The following is a 19,178-nucleotide window of genomic DNA, read 5'->3' on the forward strand; positions in this document are numbered from 1 at the left end:
ATCGCGGGGCCGTTCTCGTTTCACATCAGGAGTCCCGGAAGACCGCCGCGAGTTCACGGCGGGAGGTGATGCCGAGCTTCGGGTAGGCGTTGGACAGGTGATAGCCGACCGTGCGCGGGCTCAGGAACAGCTGCGCGCCGATGTCCTTGTTGGACAAGCCGGTTGCGGCCAACTGGGCGGTTTGCAGCTCCTGCGGGGTGAGGCGGCCGAGGACGTCGACCGTGGGTGCGGTGGTGCGGGTCTCGCCGGTGGCGCGCAGCTCGCCCTCGGCGCGTTCGGCCCAGGGGAGCGCGCCCAGACGGCGGAGGGTTTCCGCTGCGGCGCGCAGATGGGTGCGGGCCTCGGCGCGCCGCTGATGACGGCGCAGCCATTCGCCATAGAGGAGTTCGGTGCGGGCGCGGTCGAAGGCGAACTCGGACTGGGCGTGGTGCAGGTGCAGCGCGGTGGTGAAATGCGTTTCGGCAGTGTCGTCGTCGGCCAGCAATGCCAGGCAGCGCTGCGCGATGGCCCGCGCCCACGGCTGGGCTACCTGATCGGTCCAGGCGCGGTACCAGTCGAAGACGGCGCGCGTCTCCGCGAGGCGATCGGTGCGATGCGCGGCCTCGACCAGGTCGGGAATGCTCGCGATCGCACCGTGCCGGTTGGCTCCGGATAGGACGGTGAGGAGCCGGTCCACGGCGGCGTCAGGTCTGCCGATGCCGAGGTCGAGCAGGCTCAATGCGGCGATGGCGTGCACATTGGCCGGGGCGATATCGCGTTCCAGGGGTTCCGTTGTGAATTCCGCGCACCGTTGCTCGTCGCCACGGATCGCGGCAAGCAATGCGAGAGTGGTGGATTGGTAGATCTGGCTGGCCCGGTGCCCGCTCTCGGCGGCCAGCCGTAGCCCCTCGGTGGCGGCGGCGCTCGCGGCGGTGAGTCGCCCGAGCACGAGCTCGGTGCGCGCCTGCAACTGGAGCGCCCGGGTGAGTACACCCACTGCCCCGAGCCGTCGGCAGTCCTCGGCGAGCGCGGCCGAAAGATCCCGGGCGGCAGGGATGTCCGCTATGAGCAAATGCCAATGCGCGGCCGTCGCCCGCTCCCGCAGCTGATCATCCGCGATCCCGGTCATGAGAAACCGCAGCGCCGTGATCGATTGCCCGGCATCCGCGTCCGCGCCCGGATTGAGCCCGGCCATGAGGTCCGCCAGCGCCCGCACCCGCTCAGCCCCGGGCAGCCCCGAACTCTCGGCCCGGGCCGCGGTATGTGCCACGGCCGTCAGGTCCCCCGCACTCCAGGCCGCCTCGGCCGCCCGGAACAACAGACTGCCCGCCAACTCCGGATCCTGCGCGGCCACGAAAGCAGCGGCCGTGCCGAGCGATTGCTGCGCGGCCTGCGGCCGATCCTGCGCCAGCGCGATCTCGGCCTGCAACTCGGATAGTCCGGCCAGCGCCACCGGCGTCGTGGTCAGCGGCAGTGCCCGCTCCACGAATTCCGTTGCGGCATCCAGATCCCCGCCCTCGGCCGCCGCCCGCGCGGCGGCGTACAGCCGCCGTCCCCGCGCCACCGGATCCGGGCTGAGATCGGCCGCCCGCCGATAGGCCGCCGTCACCTCGACCAGCCCGCCCCGCCCCAGCGCCCGCCGCGCGGCCTCGTCCAGCGCCGCGGCCACCGCCTCATCCGGCGCCTCCGCCGCGGCAGCGAGATGCCATGCCCGCCGATCGGCATGCGCGATCGCATCGAGCATCTCGGCCAGCACCCGATGCGCCTCCCGCCGCCGCGCAGCCGTCGCCCCGTCATACGCGGCCGCCCGAACCAGCGGATGGCTGAACACAATCCGCCCATCCTCCACCCGCACCAACCCGGCCTGTTCGGCCCGCGCCAAGTCCGCCCGCGCCGCTTCGCGATGCGCCGCGCCCCCTACCTCCACGCGCCCGGCGATTTCGGTCCCCACTCGGCCGGCCTCAGCAGGTGTGGCGACTTCGGTGCCCGGCTGGTCGGTCTGCACATGTGTGGCGTTCTCGGCGCCCATCCGGAGCGTAGAGCCGACCTCTGGATCCGGGTGACTCGCATCGGTGTGTGCGGTGGGGTTCTGGCGGATACGGGTGGCGGTGAGGTGTGCTGCGGCGGAGAGGATGACTGCGGGGTCGGAGGTGTCGTCGGTGGCGGCGATGAGCAGGAAATCTTGGGTGGTGGCGGGGAGGGCGAGGATACGGTCGGTGAAGGCGCGTTGGATGCGGTGGGGGGTGGGGGTTTTCGCGCTGAAGGGGGAGGTGTACATGCGGTCGGCGCGACGCAGGGTGGGCAGGACCTGGAGGGCGAGGGGGTTGCCGTTTGCTTCGCGGAGTAGCCAGGTCGCGGTGGCAGCGGGGAGGGGGCCGTGGGTTGCGCTGAGCAGGGTCGCTGCCGCTGTTTCGTCCAAGCGGGCCAAAGGCAGTGTGGCGCCGGGGAGTTCGTGGAGTTCCGGTAGATGGTCGTCGCGGACGGCGAAGAGCAGGCCGATCGGTTCGGCGTCCAGGCGGCGGGCTGCGAAGAGCAGGGTGTCCAGGGTGGCGCGGTCGAGCCATTGGGCGTCGTCGATCAGGCAGAGGAGGGGAGTCTGGTCGGATAGGTGGGCCAGCAGGGTCAGGGTGGCCGCGCCTACCAGGAACCGGTTGGGGTGCTCGGCTTCTCCGGAATCGAGGGCGGCTCGCAGGGCGGTGGCCTGGGCGTCGGGGAGCGCGGTGAGGTCGGTGCGGGCTCGGCCGAGCAGGAGGTGCAGCCCGGCGAAGGCGAGGTCGCGTTCCGCTTCGGTGCCGCTGACCCGGAGGAGCCGGTGGCCGGATTCCGCGGCCAGCGTGGCGGCGTGGTCGAGGAGAACGGATTTGCCGATGCCCGCCTCGCCTCGGAGCACCAGCGTGGCGGCGTGGCCTGCGGCGGACCGGGTCAGCAACTCTTCGACGACGGCGGTCTCGTCGGCACGACCGAATAGCACGGTTAGCGACTCTAATGAGGTGGGCGGGCGACTCGGCGGGACGGGGTGAGTCAGTGCGTGTACGGGCGGGCGGCGCGGCCGTCGCGCAGCGTGTGGGCCCACCAGATGAGCTGGTCCAGCATGGTTTTGGCGGCGATGGCGCTATCGGGGTCGAGGGCATTGCCGTCAGCGTCGAAGCGGTCCCAGGCCAGGTGGAAGCTGACGGTGTCGCGGACGGTGACGGCATGCAGTTCGGCGAAGACCTGGCGGAGGTGCTCGACGGCGCGCAGGCCGCCGGACATGCCGCCGTAGGAGACGAAGCCGATGGGCTTGAGACGCCACTCCTCGTAGTGCCAGTCGATGAGGGTCTTCAGCGAGGCCGGGTAGCTGTGGTTGTACTCGGGCGTGACCACGACGACGGCGTCGGCGGCGGCCAGGCGTGCGCGCAGCGGATGGCATGCGGGATCCGGGTCGGCGCTGAGCACGGTGGGGAGCGGATGGTCGGCCACGTCGATGAGGTCGATCTCGAAACCGGCGTGCTCGGCGGCGCGGCCGCTGAACCAGTTCGCGACGGTGGGGCCGAAGCGGCCGTCACGGGTGCTGGCGACAATGACGGCCAGGCGCAAGGGGGTCGTGGACATTGGGATCTCCCATCGGGGCGGTGTATCGGTATGCCGGAAACGCTAGGGAGACGGGCATTCCGGCCGCCTCTGTCGGATGACCGGGTTCGGCGGCGGCAATGACCGGGTCCGCCGGATCCGGTCGAACCAGGTCATTCGACAGAGGCGGTACCGGGTGGCCGGTTCATAACGTCATCGGCATGACAACGATCTCCGCCCCGGCCCCGGAGGTGACGACCACCGGCCGTCCCGCACCCTCCGTCAATGCCATTGCGGCCGTGGTGATCGCGGCCGGCATCATGTCGGTTCTCGACACCACCGTCGTGAATGTGGCCCTGAATCAGCTGGCCGCCGGCTTCCGCGTCCCGCTGTCCACCATCGCCTGGGTCTCGACCGCCTACCTGCTGGCCCTGGCCACCGTCATCCCGCTCACCGCCTGGGCGATGGGCCGATTCGGCGCCAAGCGGACCTTCCTCACCGCGATCGTCCTGTTCACGCTCGGCTCGCTGCTGGCCGGCCTGGCCTGGAATGCCCCGTCGCTCATCGCTTTCCGCGTGCTGCAGGGCCTGGGCGGCGGCCTGCTGATGCCCGTCGGCATGAGCATGGTGATGCGCGCCGCCGACCCGAAACACATGGGCCGCACCACCGCACTGCTCGGCATCCCGGTGCTCGTCGGGCCGCTGGCCGGACCCATCCTGGGCGGCTGGCTGGTCGACAATGCCGGTTGGCGCTGGGCCTTCTTCATCAATCTGCCGATCGCCGCGATCGCCCTGATCGGCGCGGTGCGGGTGCTGGCCGATGAACAGCCGCGGCCCGGCCGCCGCCTGGACCTGCCCGGTCTGCTCATGCTGTCCCCGGGCCTGGCCCTGCTCATCTACGGTGTCGCCACCGGCGGCGAGCACGCCGACTTCACCCGGCCGGCCATCCTGGCGCCCACGCTCGCGGGCCTGGGTCTGGTGATCGCCTTCGTGCTGCGCGCACTGCGCACCGAGAATCCGCTGCTCGATCTGAACCTGTTCCGCCACCGCGCATTCCGCTCTGCCGCCGCCACGCTGACCTTGTTCAACGGCGCGTACTTCGGCTCCATGCTGCTGGGCCCGCTGTACTGGCAGCTGGTCCGCGGCAGCACCGCCACCGAGGCCGGTCTGCTCGGCATCCCGCAGGTGCTGGCCACCGGTATCACCATGCAGGTCGCGGGCCGGCTGATCGACAAGATCCCGCCCGGCCGGATCGTGCTCGGCGGAATCTCGCTGGCGGCCCTCGGTTTCGGTCTGGTCACCACGCAGATTCACGCGGACAGCCCCTACTGGGCGGTCTCCCTGGCCGGCGCGGTCATGGGTGTGGGCGTCGGCGCGACCATCATGCCGACCATGACCACCGCGGCGCGGACGCTGCCCAAGGACGAGATGCCCGCCGCCAACACCACCCTCAGCATCATCTCCCAGGTCGCCAGCTCCGTGGGCATCGCCGCCATCTCGGTCCTGCTGACCACCGCCATGGCCCGCGAAGTCCCCGGCGCCACACTGGATTCGGTGGCCCGGACCGTCGAGCGCGCGAGCATTGCCGAACCCCTCGCGGACGCCTTCCGCGGCACCTACGGCTGGGCCGTGCTGGTGCTGGCCCTGGCGCTCGTCCCCGCCCTGCTGCTGCCCCGCAAGGCCCTCAGCTGAGCGGGCTCGGCCATCCGGGCGCGCACGGTTCAACGGCCCCGCGAAATATCGCGGGGCCGTTGGCATCCGGCCATCCTCCGCTATTCCGCCCAGGGCACCCGGCAGGAGTCCTGACTGAAGCCCTGATCGGTAATGCCCAGCGCGTGATAACTACGGGCGCGCGAATTCTCCAGCGCGATGTGATAGGTCAACTCCATGACGCCTTCGGTCCCGAACCGCTTCTTCAGATCGCTGACCTGCTCATCGGTGACCGTAGGCGGCGTGGCCGTCATGGCTTCGGCATAGGCGATCGCCGCGCGCTCGTCCTCGCTGTAATGGCCGGAGGTCCGGTAGTCGTCGATATGCCGCAGCCGATCGAGATCCAGATCGGACAAGCGCATGAGCATCGATCCGAAGTCCACACACCAGGAGCAGCCCACGGTCCGAGCCACGAAATACACGGCGATCTCACGAATGGGCAGCGCAAGCTTGGTCGACCCACGCTCGACGAGCGTCTCGTGCACCCCCGCCGCACGCATGAGCCTCGGATGATTGGCCAGCACGGCGAACGGCTCCGGCACCTCCCCGAACCGGCGCTTGCTGTACCAGTACGTGATTCGCGTCAGCAGTCCGGCCTGTTTCGGCGTGACGGCGGGAATACGAGTGACGCCCATAGCGGTCTCCTTCGATCCAAGGGTGTGCTGCTGTTCCTTGGACGAGACAGCCCCGCCGGACGTGACGGGCCGGCGGAAATTTCCCGCATCACACGTGCGTCCATTGTCGTTCTCGGAGTTGGTGACGATCGGGGGTGCCGATCGCGGCCAGTGCCGGGGATCGACGGTGATCCCCCGTGGTTCGCCATTGAACCTTTACTCCGATATCCGGGAATCGGCGCGGCGGCTTCACCTGTTACGACGGTGTGGGAGGCGAGAATTCAGCGGTTGGAGGGACCGCGGCGGCGGGACGTCTCCGGGGGACGGCGGCGGGGGAAGCGGATGTTCACCGGGGCCGGTTCCGGGACCGGATGGCGTTCGCGGGGTGCGACCAGCAGGCAGGCCGCGCCGAGCGCGCCGAGGGCGAGGATCGAGACGAGGCTGAGGGTGTAGCTCGCGGTGCTCATGGCGTCGGGGCGGTGGGTCACGTGGTAGACGACATGGGGGAGGCTGAAGACCAGCCAGCCGAGGCCGGCGGCGCGGGCGATCATGCTGTCGCGGTGGTAGAGGGCGAAGGCCGCGATGGCGGCCAAGGCCAGGAAGAAGGCGCCGACATCGCCGACCAGGTGGTGGTTGTAAGGGCCGTCGGGGCTCACCCACTGGGCGCCGAAACCTGGGAAGTCGTCGTAGAAGGATTGCGGGGCGAAGACCGCCCAGAGGCCGACGATGAAACCCTGTGCGGCCAGGATGCCCAGCATGATGAGCAGGGCGAGCCAGCGGCGGCGGTTCACCTCCAGCCGCATGCGCACATTGATGCCGTCCCCGGTGCCGCGAAACGAGATCCGCATCGGCCCTCCGCCCATCGCCGAATCGCTGTGTGATCACGGTAATTCGCGCGACGGGCGGTAACAAGCACCCGCGCTAGATCTGCTCCATCTTCAGATCCTCGGGACCCCAGTAGGCCCGCATGAGCACGATCTTGCCGTCCCCGTCGAACTCCATGACATCGATCGGCGCCAGCGTCATCCGCTGCCCATTGAACGTCGTGACCAGCGTGAACGACACAGCGGCATGCTTCCCGTTCACCTTCACGGTATGCAGCTCGGTGGACCGCTCCAGATTCTCCAGCGCCGCGTACAACTCCCGGATCTTCTCGTGCCCGCGCCGCAGCTCGCTACCGATCGGATCCTCCACCACCGCGTCGGCGGCATACAACGCCACAATCTCCTCGGTAGGCCCCGTGGCCACCAACTTCACGTACTGTTCGACCACATCACGAGGCTGCACTGCCACGACAACTCCCAACAGATTGAAACGTGTTCTAATCGCGCAGCGTAGCAACTCCCAGCCCACCCCGAAACACCCCACATCACTAGGTGAGACCATCCCCAAATGGGGGGTCAAGGGGCGAAGCGGCCATGCCGATCACAGCCCCAGCCGCTCCGGCGAGCTATACACATTCATGCTCGCCCCCCGAAGAAACCCAACCAGCGTGAGCCCCGAATCAGCCGCCAGGTCCACCGCCAGCGAACTCGGCGCGGACACCGCCCCGAGCACCGGTATCCCCGCCATAACCGCCTTCTGAACCAGCTCGAAAGACGCCCGCCCACTGACCATCAGGACGACATCATGCGCAGGCAGCCGTCCCTCGCGCAGTGCCCACCCGATGACCTTGTCGACGGCATTATGACGACCGACATCCTCACGAACGGCCAACGCAATACCGTCGACAGTGAACAACCCGGCCGCATGCAGCCCGCCCGTGACATCGAAAACCTGCTGGCGGGAACGGAGTTCGTCGGGAAGCTTGGCGAGCGTATCGACCTCGAGAAGCGGCACGCTCGCCGGCAGCGGGTAGCGAGTGCGCGTACGGACCTCGTCGAGAGCAGTCTTACCGCACAGACCGCAGGAGCTGTTGGTCAGAAAGTTGCGCGGAGTGATCGCAACCGGGTCGCGGAGCTGGACGTCGAGCACGTTGTAGGTGTTCTGGCCGTTCTCATCGGTACCGGCGCAATACCGCGCGGTCACAATATCCTCGGCGGCGGTGATGATGCCCTCGCTGAAGAGGAAGCCGTGGATCAAGTCGATATCCGCACCAGGCGTACGCATGGTGACGGCCAGGGATTCCCCGCGCGTGCGGATCTCCAGGGGTTCCTCGACGGCCAGGGTATCGGGCCGGCGCACCGTTCCCGTGGAGGAGATGCGCAGGGTGGGGCGGCGGGCGGTGACTCTGCTCATGCGGTGTGGACGTGCCGTTCCATGCGAATGGTGACCGCCTTGGAGACCGGCGTATTCGACCGCAGCGCAACATGATCCAGCGGCACCAAGGGATTGGTCTCCGGATAGTACGCCGCCGCATTGCCGCGCGGGGTGGAGTAGGCGACCACACGAAAACCCGTCACCCGGCGCTCGACCCCATCGGTCCACTCCGAGATCAGATCCACCAGTTCATCTTCCACCAAACCGAGCGCGGCGATGTCCTCCGGATGGACCAGCACCACACGGCGGCCGTTGTGTATGCCGCGGTAACGGTCGTCGAGGCCGTAGATGGTGGTGTTGTACTGATCGTGGCTGCGCAGGGTCTGCAGAATGAGCCGGCCCTCCGGAACCGGCAGCCAGTGCAGCTCGTTGACCGCGAAGTTGGCCTTCCCACTGGCAGTGCGGAATTCACGGGCGTCACGGGGCGGGTGCGGCAGTTCGAAGCCATTGCGCCCGCGCACCTTGTCGTTGTATCCGGCGCAGCCGGGAACCACATTGGCGATGGCGTCGCGGATCTTGTCGTAGTCACGCCGGAAATCCGCCCAGGGCACCGGATGGCCGGGACCGAAGAGCTCGCCCGCCAGCTCGCACACAATGGCGACCTCGCTGCGCAGATGCTCGCTGACCGGCTTCAGCCGCCCGGTCGACAGATGCACCATCGACATCGAGTCCTCGACCGAAACCTGTTGGCGCACACCGTCCTGCACGTCCTCGTCGGTGCGGCCCAGAGTCGGCAGGATGAGCGCGGTCCGGCCGTGCACCACATGGCTGCGATTGAGCTTGGTGGAGACGTGCACGGTGAGCTCGCAACGGCGCAGCGCCGCCTCGGTCACCTCGGTATCGGGGGTGGCGGCGGCGAAATTGCCGCCCATGCCGACGAAGACCTTGGCGCGGCCGTCACGCATGGCGCGAATGGCATTCACGGTGTCCCAGCCGTGTTCGCGCGGACTCGTGATGCCGAACTCGTCGTCCAGCGCCGCCAGGAAGGTCTCCGGCATCTTCTCCCAGATGCCCATGGTGCGGTCGCCCTGCACATTGGAGTGGCCGCGCACCGGGCACACGCCCGCGCCGGGTTTGCCGATCATGCCGCGCAGGAGCAGCAGATTGGTGGCCTCCTCGATGGTGGCCACGCCGTGCAGCTGCTGGGTGAGACCCATGGCCCAGCAGATGATGATGCTGTTCGATTCGGCGAGCAGACGGGCGGTGCGGTCCAGCTCCTCGCGGGTCAGACCGGTCGCCGCCTCGACCACGCCGAGATCGACTGCGCGCATGTGCTTTTCGTACTCGTCGAAGCCGGCGGTGTGCGCGTCGACGAAGACGCGGTCGACGACCGTGCCGGGGTTGCGGTCCTCGGCCTCGAACAGCAGCTTGGCCAGGCCCTGGAACAGCGCCATATCGCCGCCGAGGCGGATCTGCAGGAAGTCGTCGGCAATGGTGATGCCGCCGGTGAAACCCTTGACCGTCTGCGGGTCCTTGAACCCGATCAGCCCGGTCTCCGGCAGCGGGTTCACCGCGATCACCTTGGCGCCGTGCGCCTTTGCCTCGCCCAGCGCGGACAGCATGCGCGGATGGTTGGTGCCCGGATTCTGCCCGGCCACGATGATCAGATCCGCCTTCTTGAAATCGTCGATCGTCACCGAACCCTTGCCGATGCCGATGGAGCCGATCAGCGCGGTGCCGGAGGACTCGTGGCACATATTCGAGCAGTCCGGCAGATTATTGGTGCCGAAGGAGCGCACCAGCAGCTGGTAGAGGAACGCCGTCTCGTTGGCGGTGCGGCCGGAGGTGTAGAAGACGGCCTCGTCGGGAGTGCTCAGCCCGCGCAGGGTGTCGGCGATGAGGCGGTAGGCGTCGGCCCAGTCGATGGGGGAGTAGTGGTCCGCGCCGGGGCGCAGCACCATCGGATGGGTGATGCGGCCCTGCTGGCCGAGCCAGTATCCGGACTTCCCGGCCAGCTCGTCGAGGGAGTGCGCGGCGAAGAACTCCGGCGTGACCGTGCGCAGCGTGGCTTCCTCGGCGACGGCCTTCGCGCCGTTCTCGCAGAACTCGGCGGGCCTGCGCATACCGGTCGGTTCCGGCCAGGCGCAGCCCGGGCAGTCGAAACCGTGCCGCTGATTGACCCGGGCCAGCGTGCGCGCGGTGCGCACCACGCCCATCTCCTCCACTGCCCGCTCCAGGGCCACGGTGACCGCCTTGACGCCCGCGGCCTCGGTCTTCGGGGCGGAGACCGTCAGGGCTGACTCATCGATATCGGCTTTCGGCGCGGCACGGTGCATGACGACCATTGTCCTCTCGGTGGCGAGTCTGTCTCAGTCGGTCCCCTGGATGGTATTCCGCGGCGTTCGGCTTTTCTCGAACGCATGAACATCGCGCCCCGCGCGCGCGATATACGAGGCGACGGTTTCGCACAGTCGCCCCATCGGCCCGGGGGGCCAATGCGGTTGGCGTCCAGCAGGTAAAGGCTGGGTGAGAAGTCTCCGCAGCGGGGGTTCCCGGCCTTACCATCGAACGAGCGAGGTCACGCCGGATGATGACACGTGCACGATACGGTCGGCGTGCCGGGACTTCCCACCGGCAGGCGAAACCGATACGCGGCGAGCGGTATTCGAACCGCACCGCCAGGATTTTCGCGCTCCTCGCCGCCCTGCTCGCCCTGGCGGCGCCCGCGGCCCTCGGTGCGGCGTACACCGCGAGCACCCTACCGGCGCTAGCGTTCACCAGTCCCGATGAGCCGGCGCACGCCGAGCTACCGGCGAATCTGCCGCCCGCCAAGGGGGTTTCACCGGTCGCGACCAGTGCCCCGCTCACCCCGGTCCCGGTGCAACCCGATACCGGCGGCGGAACCTATGACGGTGGAACCCAGGACGGCGGCACCTCTCCCGGAACCACCGGCGGGGACTGCAGTGGCGGCGGCTGTGATTCGAACCCGTACCCGGACGGCTCCGGCACCTCGGACGGCCCCGGCCAGCAACCCCAGCAGCAGCCGTGCGGAACCTCCTGCGGGACCCCGGAGGAACAGATCCCGGAGGGCAATGGCGGGGGCAATGGCTCGACGCCGCAATGCGGTGACTGGGGCCAGCCGTCCTGCGGCGGAACCACACCCGAGTACTGCTGGGACGGAAGCCTGAAGCCGTCACACGGGCAGTGTCCGAAGCCGATCGAGTACTGCCCGGATGGGAGTGTGAAGCCGTCGAACGGTGAGTGCCCCAAGCCGATCGAGTACTGCTCCGATGGCAGTGTGAAGCCGTCGAATGGTCAGTGCCCCAAGCCGATCGAGTACTGCTCGGACGGCAGCGTGAAGCCCGCGAACGGGCAGTGCCCGACGGTTCCGGAGAAGTGCCCGGACGGGAGTGACAAGCCCTCGGGCGGGCAGTGCCCGGTCGCGCCGGAAAAGTGCCCGGACGGCAGCGTGAAGCCTGCGAACGGGCAGTGCACCGACGGTGGAACGAATCCCGGGACGAATCCGGGCACGAATCCCGGAACGAATCCAGGTTCCGGAAACCCGGGGGACATCACGAATCCCGGCGTCCAACCGGCGCAACCGGATCCGGATACCGGCCGGCCCGAGGGGGAGCCCCCGAATCCGGGCAGCAACGACGTCTTCCCGAATCCCGCGGTGACAACCGGTCTCGAGCTCGATCCGCCCGCCGCGACACCGGGAACCGAGGTCACCGCGACCGGCCGCGGCTGTGATCCCGGTGCGCAGGTGCGACTTTCGATCGGCGACGCCAAGGTCGCCGACACCCGCGCCGGCTCCGACGGCGTCTTCGGCGCGACGCTGCCGACCGGGTCCACCGAGATCGGGCATCACAAGGTGACCGCCGAATGCGGTGTGAAACTCGCCGCGGACCTGGATGTCGTCCTCGTCAGCCGGGTCGGCGGCGGCGCGGCGACCGCGACGGTGCTGCTGTTCTTCGTGCTCATCGGCGGCTGGTTCTACGGCCACCGCCTGGTATCCCACCTGCCCGCCCGGAGGCCCCGATGATCAGCCGCCACCTTCGCCCGCTCCGGAATGCAGTCCTCGTGATCCTCGCCGCGCTCGGCTTGTTCGGTGCGGCAACGCTGTTCGGATCCGGTCCCGCCGCGGCCGAGGGCTCGGTGAGCGCGACCGCCACCATGGACGGCCGCGCCATTGCCGGAGCGAATGCGCAGAACCCGGTGCGGCTGGATCCCGCCAAGGTCACCGAGGTCACGGTGGAGATCACCAATGGGTCCGCGAGCCCGGTGACCATCCGGCGGGTGGACCTCGCCGGGCATGTGCTCGGGCTGAACTTCTTCTCCTACTCGACCTCGGTCGAATTGACCGTCGCCGCGGGCAAGACCGAGAAGCTCACCTATCGGCTCGATCCGGCCGGTCTGGGCGGACAGGCCACCGGGCTGATCGGCTCCGATCTGACGCTCATCGGCGCTAGCGGGGATCCGATCACCAGCGTGGGCACCGTCATCGACGTGCGCGGTTCACTCGTGTCGGTGTACGGGCTGTTCGGGATCATCCTGGCCGTGCTCACCGCCCTGGCCATCACCGACGCCGCCCTGACCGTGGCGCGACACCGGCTCGCCGCCAACCGCTGGCAGCGGGGGCTGCGCCTGCTGGCGCCCGGTATCGGGATCGGGCTCATGGTCGGCTTCACCGCCTCGGTCGTCCGCTGGTGGGTGCCCGGAACCGGGCTGTGGCTCGCCCTCGCCGGCGTCACCGCCACGGTGTTCTTCCTGGCCGGTTACCTCTCGCCCACCCCGCGCGACGAGGACGACCTCGGCCTGGACGCCGAAGAGCTCGCGGTCGCCCGCGAACTCGACGCCCAAGGCTATCCGGCGGGCGGGGCGGACGACCTCACCGTCGCCCTCAATATGGGTGCGCACGGGTATCCGGTCGGCGGCGCGCCCGATCTGGGCGCGACGCGCAAGCTCGGCCCCGGCTATCCGGCAGGTGCACCCGATCCGGCCACGGCGCATGGTGGCGGATCCGGTCCGGCTGCGGCGCACGGCAGCGGCCCCGGTCCGGCTGCGGAGTATGGTGGCGGATCCGGTCCGGCTGCGGCGCCTGGCGGCGGACCGCCGCCCTATCCGGGCGGCCGTCCGGCCTCGAAGGTTCTCGGCCCGGCCGTCGGTGGCCCCGACGATGTGACCATCGGGCGGGATCCGCAGGCGCACAGGCCAACCGGTGATCCGGCGGAGGAGCCGACCATTCGCACCGGGCCCGGCGGGACGCACCGGCTCCGGCCCGGAGGCGCGGTCGGATGAGCGTGAAGGATCTCAACAGCGCCGATATCGGGCGGGTGCGCGCCGCGCTGCCCGGATACGACATCGACGGGCAGGTCGGGCGCGGCGGATGCGGGGTGGTGCTGGCCGGCACGCATCGCGGGCTGCACCGCCGGGTCGCCATCAAGCAGATTCCGCCGCAGTTCGCCGACGATATGCAGGTGCGGCGGCGCTTCGTGGACGAGGCGCGGGTAATGGCCGCCCTCGACCACCCGCATGTGGTGCCGGTGTACGACTACATCGAGCACGAGGATCTGTGCCTGCTGGTCCTGGAGTACCTGCCCGGCGGGACGGTCGAGAACCGTTTCATCACAGCGGGATTCGAGGCCATGGCGGCGGTCGCGGTGGCCTTGTCCTGTGCGGCCGGGCTGGACGCGGCGCACCGGCACGGCGTCCTGCATCGCGATGTGAAGCCGTCGAACCTCATGTTCGCGGCCAATGGGACGCTCAAGCTCACCGACTTCGGCATCGCCAAGATCGTCGGCGGTGACGAGACGCTGGTGACCCGGGCCGGCGAGATCATCGGCACCCCGTCCTACATCGCCCCGGAACAGGTTCGCGGCCAGCAGCTTTCGCCCTCCACGGACGTCTACGCGCTGGCGACCATGCTCTACCAGCTGCTCTCCGGCACGCTGCCCTTCCCGCCCGGCGCCGATGCCCTCGCGGTGCTGTTCGCGCACGCCTACGGCGAACCCGTGCCACTCGGCGAGGTCGCGCCCACCGTTCCCGAACCCATTGCCGACGTCGTCATGCACGGCCTCGCCTCCGATCCGGCCAACCGTTACGAATCCGCCGAATCCTTCGGCATCGCCCTCGGCGAACCCGCCGTCTCCTGCTGGGGCGCGCACTGGCTCACGCCCATCGGCATCCCGGTGATCGGCGCGGACACCATTGTCGCCGCCGCCACGGGCGCCACCCGCTCGGTCATGACCCCCAGGCCGATGCCGCGCCCACCCCACACCCCGCGCCCGCTGCCCGACCCCTACGGCACCACCGCCCCATCCTCGATCGCCCACCCCGCCGACGCATCGGACCCGAACCTGACCCCGGCACCGGGCCCGGCATACGGTCCAGCCCACACCCAGCCACAGGTCGCCGCGTCCGGATCGACCCTGACTCCGCCTCCGGGCACCGCGTCCGGTGCGACCCGGACTCCGCCTCCGGGCACCGCGTCCGGATCGACCCCGACCCCGCCACCGGGCACCGCGTCCGGATCGACCCGGACTCCGCCACCGAGCGCCACGCCCGGTGCGACCCCGACCCCGCCACCGGGCGCCTCGACCGGTCCCAACCTGACTCCGCCGCCCGGTGCCGCGCCCGATCCGAACCGAAACCCGGTACCGGGCACCGCATCCGATCCGAACCTGCCGTCGCCACCTGTAGCGGGCCGCGCACCGGCATCGGGACCCAACCCGGCCGCGCCCTATCCTGCCCGGGAGGCCGAGCGGCGATCGGGTTCCGCGCGCCCGAATCAACCAGCGGCGCATCAGGGGACGACGATGCGACCCCAGCCCGCCCGCCCGGACTACCTGCGACCCGCAGCGCCCCTCGGCGGGGACAGGCCGAATGGACCGTCCGGCCGCCCGGGGGCCCCGGGCGGATACCGGGTGCCGCCGGGCACTCCTCCGGGTGGTTATCGCGTTTCGGATCCCTTCGCCGGTGCTCGCGGGCAGCAGGGGGCGGGTTTCCGCGCCGCACCGGGCGTGCGCGTGCGACCATTGCAACCCTTGCAGCACAACGGTGTTCGACTGGTCGATGTCGATCGCGGTGATCTGGTGCCGATCCAGCGGGTGGTCACCCTGCCGTCGCCGCGCCTGCCGTTCCTGGCCGCGGCGGTGCTCACGGTGGTCGCGGGCGGAGCGGCCGTGCTCGGCGTGGGCGCCGCGGCGGAGCCGAATACGCCGCCCGCCGGCGTGGTTCGCATCGCGGGCGTCGATCCGGCGGTGAGCGCAATCGATCTCGATCTGTCCGAGCCGGTGCCGATCGAGATCACCGGCGCCGACGCCGATTCGGCGAAACTCGGCCTGAATGTGCTGGGCGCGGGCCTCGGCGGCGCGGCCACGCCCTTGCAGCCCGGCAATCCCGCCACCGCCGAACTACCCGCCCCGGTGAACCAGTACGTCCTGGCCGGCGACCTCACCGGAGAACTGACCCTCGCCCGTGGCGGAACCACCACCGCCACCTACGAATTCGATCTCCGCACCACCCAGCGCGCCACCACCACGGTCACCGCCATCGCCCTGGCCCTGCTCCTGCTCTTCGCCACCGCCTACACCGAATCCAATGCCCGCGCCCTCCGCCGCGGCAGCGCCCGCTTCGCCGCCACCATCGGCCTGACCATCAGCGCGGCCCTGCTGGGCGTGGTGGCCGTCGGCGCCTCCTGGATCCTGCTCGGTCACGAACCGACCGTCACGGCCGTAATCGCCTGCGCCGCACTGGGCGCCGCCGCCGGCCTGACCTTCGCCACCGGCTGCCGCCGCATCGGCAAACGCTACCGCTACGTCCGCCTGCACCGCGACCGCGTGCGCACCTGATCCGAAACATCATCGACCGGGAACTGGTGGCGGCCGCTACTCGCGAAATGCCGCCACCAGTTCCCGGTGATCACCCGTCCAAATATCGCCTACCCGGGTCTGCCCGGTACGTGAGGATGCGCTGGCCGATGCGCACGCTCCACCCGGGCTTCAACTCGATCGGCCGCTGCCCCACCCGAATCCAGTCCGCCGCTCCCGGAGCCGCCACGAACGTCCCGCCCGGAGTCGCCGCATCCCGCACGAACACCACCCCGCCCTCGACGTACACATACGCGTGCACCCGCGACACATGCCGATTCCGCGGAATCACGATCGGTGCCGCCTGCGCCCGCCGTACCCCCTCATCGATCATCGGATCCCGCCCCACCACATACGGTCGATCCAGCGGGTACACCGACCCATCCGACGTGGTCAACGCCCCCGGCATCACAGTCTGCGCGGCTCCCGGCCGCCCATCCGCGGCCTGCTGCCCCGAAGCCACATCCTCGAACGCCGCCGCCTCCGCATCGAACTCGGCCGTCGGCGGCTGCGATTCCGGATCCGGCCTGCCCTCGCGCCCGCCGGGCTTGCCTTCACCCGCATTGGATTTCGAGAATTTCGGCCGCCATCCGAAGGAATGCGGCGCATCCGCCCCGGGCACAGCCGGCTCCGCATTGTCCATCCGCGTGGTCGCCTGCGCCCGGGCCGCATCCGAATCGGAAAGCCCTCCGCCCGCATGCGCGCCGCCCTGCGGCCTGGCCTCCGGCGCTCCGGCCGCCTCCGACTTGCCAAGAACTCCACTCGAGACATTGCCGCGCGGCCTTCCCGCCGCCGGTTCGGTCGCGCCCATATCCAGCGGATCTCGAGCCGGACCGACCTCCCCGCGTGCACTACTTGGCTCGGAAGCGCCACTATCTGCACTCATGCTGCTTCGCGGCCCGGCCTCCGGCGATCCGGCCGCCTCCGACTCGCCACGACCCCCACCCGACACCTTGCCGCCGTGCCCTCCCGCCGCGGGCGCGTTCGCGCGGGAACCCTGCGAATCCTGAGCTCGACCGATGTCCCCGCGTGCACTACCTGCCTCGGCAGCGCCATGGCCTGCGCTCATACCGCTTCCCGGCCCCGACCCGCCGGCCGGGTGCGGCTCGCCCCAGCCCTCACCCAGTACACCGCCGCGCGGCCTTCCCGCCGCCGGTTCGGTCGCACGCGTGCTCACTGGATCCGGGCCCCGGCCGATATCCCGGTGTGGGCTGCCCGGCTCGGAATCCCGTGCGGCAGGGGAGTTTCGACGCTGCAGAGCATGCTCGCCCGGCCAACTCGGCACCGGCCCGGGCATCCGCGTCTCGGTGGTGGCCTCGCGCGGAGGTTTCCCCGACCGGTTGCCGAGCGCCGGGTAGGGCGGCGGATCCGACAAGACCGGCGCCGCTCGATCCTTCGGCGCACCGGTCGCGCGGTCGATCGTGGGCACGACCGCCTGCGGGTCGGATTTCGGTGCGGGCGCTGTCGGCGGCTGCTGCCCGGGCCCGCGGGTGACGGTCGGCACCTCGGCCTGCGGGTCCTGCGGGCGGACAGCCTTGTGCTGGTCCGCCGGATCCTCGGTCGCAGCAACCCGGGTGACGTCCGGTTCGGCGGACGAACTCCCGGCCGGGGAGGCGACCGGATCGCCCGCGGACCATGGAATGCGCCGTGCGGGTGGCGACGCGGCCCCCGCCTCCAATGCCTGGGCGTCCGCCGCTGTCATGGCCTGCGTCTCGACCGGCACATCGGACGAAGCCCGGCGGCCCGCCTCCACGGCAGCGCCGGTCCCTGAACGGGCGGCCGACTCGCCACCCCGCGCCACGGCGGCCGCACCCCGGGCGGCGGCCTGTTCACTCGATGAGGCTGCCTTGTGACCCGCTGCCGATCCGGCGATCGGGTGGCCGCCGGACGGTGGATCGCGGTGGACGGATGGCGAGGCGGCGGGGCTCCCGTAGTTTTTCTGGTCGGCGGCGGTCATGGCCTGTGTTTCCGCCGGTTCGGGGGATGCTGCGCTGGGGGCCTTCGCGGAACCGGCGGCACCGGTCCTCGAACGGGCAGCCGGCTCGCCGCCCCGCCCGCCCGCGGCCGATCCGGCGATCGGGCGGTCGCCGGATGACGGATCGCGGTGAGCGAATGGCTGGGCGGTTGTGGACTCCAAGGCTTTTGCGTCGGCGGCGGTCGTGGCCTGTGTCTCCGCCGGCTCGGGGGAGGTTGCGCGGCGGGACGCCGCTGGAGCGGCGGTACTGGGTTTCGAGTGGGCGGATGCTCCTGGTCCGGCTGCGATGGTTTCCGGACCGGTGGCCGGCCATCCGGCTGCCGGAGTCACCGGGCGGCCTGATGCAGGACCTGCCGCCGGGGGTTCTGGTGGGGCAGCTGACCAACCGGCCGGTGGGGTTTTTGGGCGGGCGGACGGGGGCTCGGCTGTGGTCTGCGGGCGGGCGGCGGGCGCGGTGCTCGGGGCCGTTTTCGGTTGGGGCGCAAGTGGTTCGGGGGCGCGGGTTTGGGGGCGGGTGACGGGGGGTTCGGGTGGGGATTCGGGGGCGGCGGAGGTGGGTGGGGTGTGGCGGGCGGGGGTTTCGCCGGCGGCGAAGCGGGTGTGGGAGGGGGTGGGGAGGGGGGCGCGGCGGGTCTGGTCGGGGGTGGAGACTGCGGGGTCTGTGGGCGGGGGTGTGGGTTTGGGGAGGGCGCTGCTGGTGGTGCGGGAGTGGGGGGTGACGCCGGTGGGCGGGGCGTGCAGGATGAAGCCGCCGGCGGCGGCTACGCCGGCGCGGAGGTCGGTGTGCGGGATTTCGGAGGTGGTGCGGGCGTCGGCGGCGATCGTGAGGCGGCGCACCGGATCTCGGAGGATTTCGTCGGCCCAGGTCATGGCGCGGACGCCGGATAGGTGGCGGGTGCCTTCGGGGCCGTCGACTATGGCGCGGACCGGGCCGCGGAGCAGGATCAGGATGCCGCCGGAGGTGGGGGCCACCACGCCGAAGGCGGGCGGGTGGGCGGAACCGCTGGTGAAGACGGTGGCGGCCAGGCGCTGGGCAATGGCCACGCCCGGGTCGCCGGCGCTGGAGGCGGTTTCCGCCGCGCCGAGAACCCTTTCGGTGGAAGGACTTTCACCGGCCAGGAAGATCACCACATTGCCGAATCGCGCGACCAGCCCGTCCCCGCGCGCCAACCCCACCGTGGTAGGAATCCGCCCCATTCCGCGCCTCCTCAGCCGGGCGCTCACAACATCGCAGTCAGCATAAGTCCCACAGCCCGCCCCCGGCAGCGGCTGCCGAACATAG

At 70.3% G+C, this 19,178-nt stretch carries 12 protein-coding genes; 4 read left to right on the top strand and 8 right to left on the bottom strand.

Features of this window, described 5'->3' with window-relative positions; genetic code table 11:
* Positions 1–25: 25 nt before the first annotated feature.
* Complete coding sequence (locus ACYQ5L_RS09305) at positions 26–2,950, bottom strand: AAA family ATPase (protein WP_459956973.1); 2,925 nt, start codon at positions 2,948–2,950, stop codon at positions 26–28.
* A 50-nt stretch (positions 2,951–3,000) separates the two neighbouring features.
* Complete coding sequence (locus tag ACYQ5L_RS09310) at positions 3,001–3,570, bottom strand: NADPH-dependent FMN reductase (RefSeq protein ID WP_459956974.1); 570 nt, start codon at positions 3,568–3,570, stop codon at positions 3,001–3,003.
* A 179-nt stretch (positions 3,571–3,749) separates the two neighbouring features.
* On the opposite strand from ACYQ5L_RS09310, the gene ACYQ5L_RS09315 reads away from it, so the two are divergent.
* Positions 3,750–5,219: a DHA2 family efflux MFS transporter permease subunit gene (locus ACYQ5L_RS09315; RefSeq protein ID WP_459956975.1), complete on the top strand. Its 1,470-nt coding sequence runs from the start codon at positions 3,750–3,752 to the stop codon at positions 5,217–5,219.
* A gap of 80 nt (positions 5,220–5,299) precedes the next feature.
* On the opposite strand, the gene ACYQ5L_RS09320 is transcribed toward ACYQ5L_RS09315, so the two are convergent.
* The 5 genes from ACYQ5L_RS09320 to ACYQ5L_RS09340 form a co-directional block, all read right to left on the bottom strand.
* Entirely contained in the window at positions 5,300–5,872 is a 573-nt protein-coding gene (locus ACYQ5L_RS09320) for a carboxymuconolactone decarboxylase family protein (protein ID WP_459956976.1), read from the bottom strand.
* Between the two features lie 260 nt (positions 5,873–6,132).
* Complete coding sequence (locus ACYQ5L_RS09325) at positions 6,133–6,699, bottom strand: hypothetical protein (protein WP_459956977.1); 567 nt, start codon at positions 6,697–6,699, stop codon at positions 6,133–6,135.
* A gap of 73 nt (positions 6,700–6,772) precedes the next feature.
* Entirely contained in the window at positions 6,773–7,144 is a 372-nt protein-coding gene (locus ACYQ5L_RS09330) for a nuclear transport factor 2 family protein (protein ID WP_459956978.1), read from the bottom strand.
* A 132-nt stretch (positions 7,145–7,276) separates the two neighbouring features.
* A complete protein-coding gene (gene fdhD / locus ACYQ5L_RS09335; protein ID WP_459956979.1) occupies positions 7,277–8,089 on the bottom strand; it encodes a formate dehydrogenase accessory sulfurtransferase FdhD in 813 nt (270 codons plus the stop codon).
* Positions 8,086–10,386 carry an FdhF/YdeP family oxidoreductase gene (locus tag ACYQ5L_RS09340; RefSeq protein ID WP_459956980.1) on the bottom strand — a complete coding sequence of 767 codons (2,301 nt, stop codon included), beginning with the start codon at positions 10,384–10,386 and terminating at the stop codon, positions 8,086–8,088. The genes fdhD and ACYQ5L_RS09340 overlap by 4 nt, the downstream gene beginning before the upstream one ends.
* Before the next feature lie 251 nt (positions 10,387–10,637).
* On the opposite strand from ACYQ5L_RS09340, the gene ACYQ5L_RS09345 reads away from it, so the two are divergent.
* Genes ACYQ5L_RS09345 through ACYQ5L_RS09355 form a run of 3 tightly spaced genes read left to right on the top strand, consistent with a single transcriptional unit; the run spans position 10,638 to position 15,903 of the window.
* Positions 10,638–12,095, top strand: a complete 1,458-nt coding sequence (locus tag ACYQ5L_RS09345; protein ID WP_459956981.1) for a hypothetical protein — start codon at positions 10,638–10,640, stop codon at positions 12,093–12,095.
* Between the two features lie 38 nt (positions 12,096–12,133).
* Entirely contained in the window at positions 12,134–13,351 is a 1,218-nt protein-coding gene (locus ACYQ5L_RS09350) for a hypothetical protein (RefSeq protein WP_459956982.1), read from the top strand.
* Complete coding sequence (locus ACYQ5L_RS09355) at positions 13,348–15,903, top strand: serine/threonine-protein kinase (RefSeq protein WP_459956983.1); 2,556 nt, start codon at positions 13,348–13,350, stop codon at positions 15,901–15,903. The genes ACYQ5L_RS09350 and ACYQ5L_RS09355 overlap by 4 nt, the downstream gene beginning before the upstream one ends.
* Positions 15,904–15,973: 70 nt before the next feature.
* Here the strand turns inward: ACYQ5L_RS09355 and ACYQ5L_RS09360 are convergent, their stop codons facing one another.
* Complete coding sequence (locus ACYQ5L_RS09360; RefSeq protein WP_459956984.1) at positions 15,974–19,093, bottom strand: FHA domain-containing protein; 3,120 nt, start codon at positions 19,091–19,093, stop codon at positions 15,974–15,976.
* Positions 19,094–19,178 lie beyond the last annotated feature (85 nt).

Source organism: Nocardia sp. IFM 10818 (assembly GCF_054655275.1).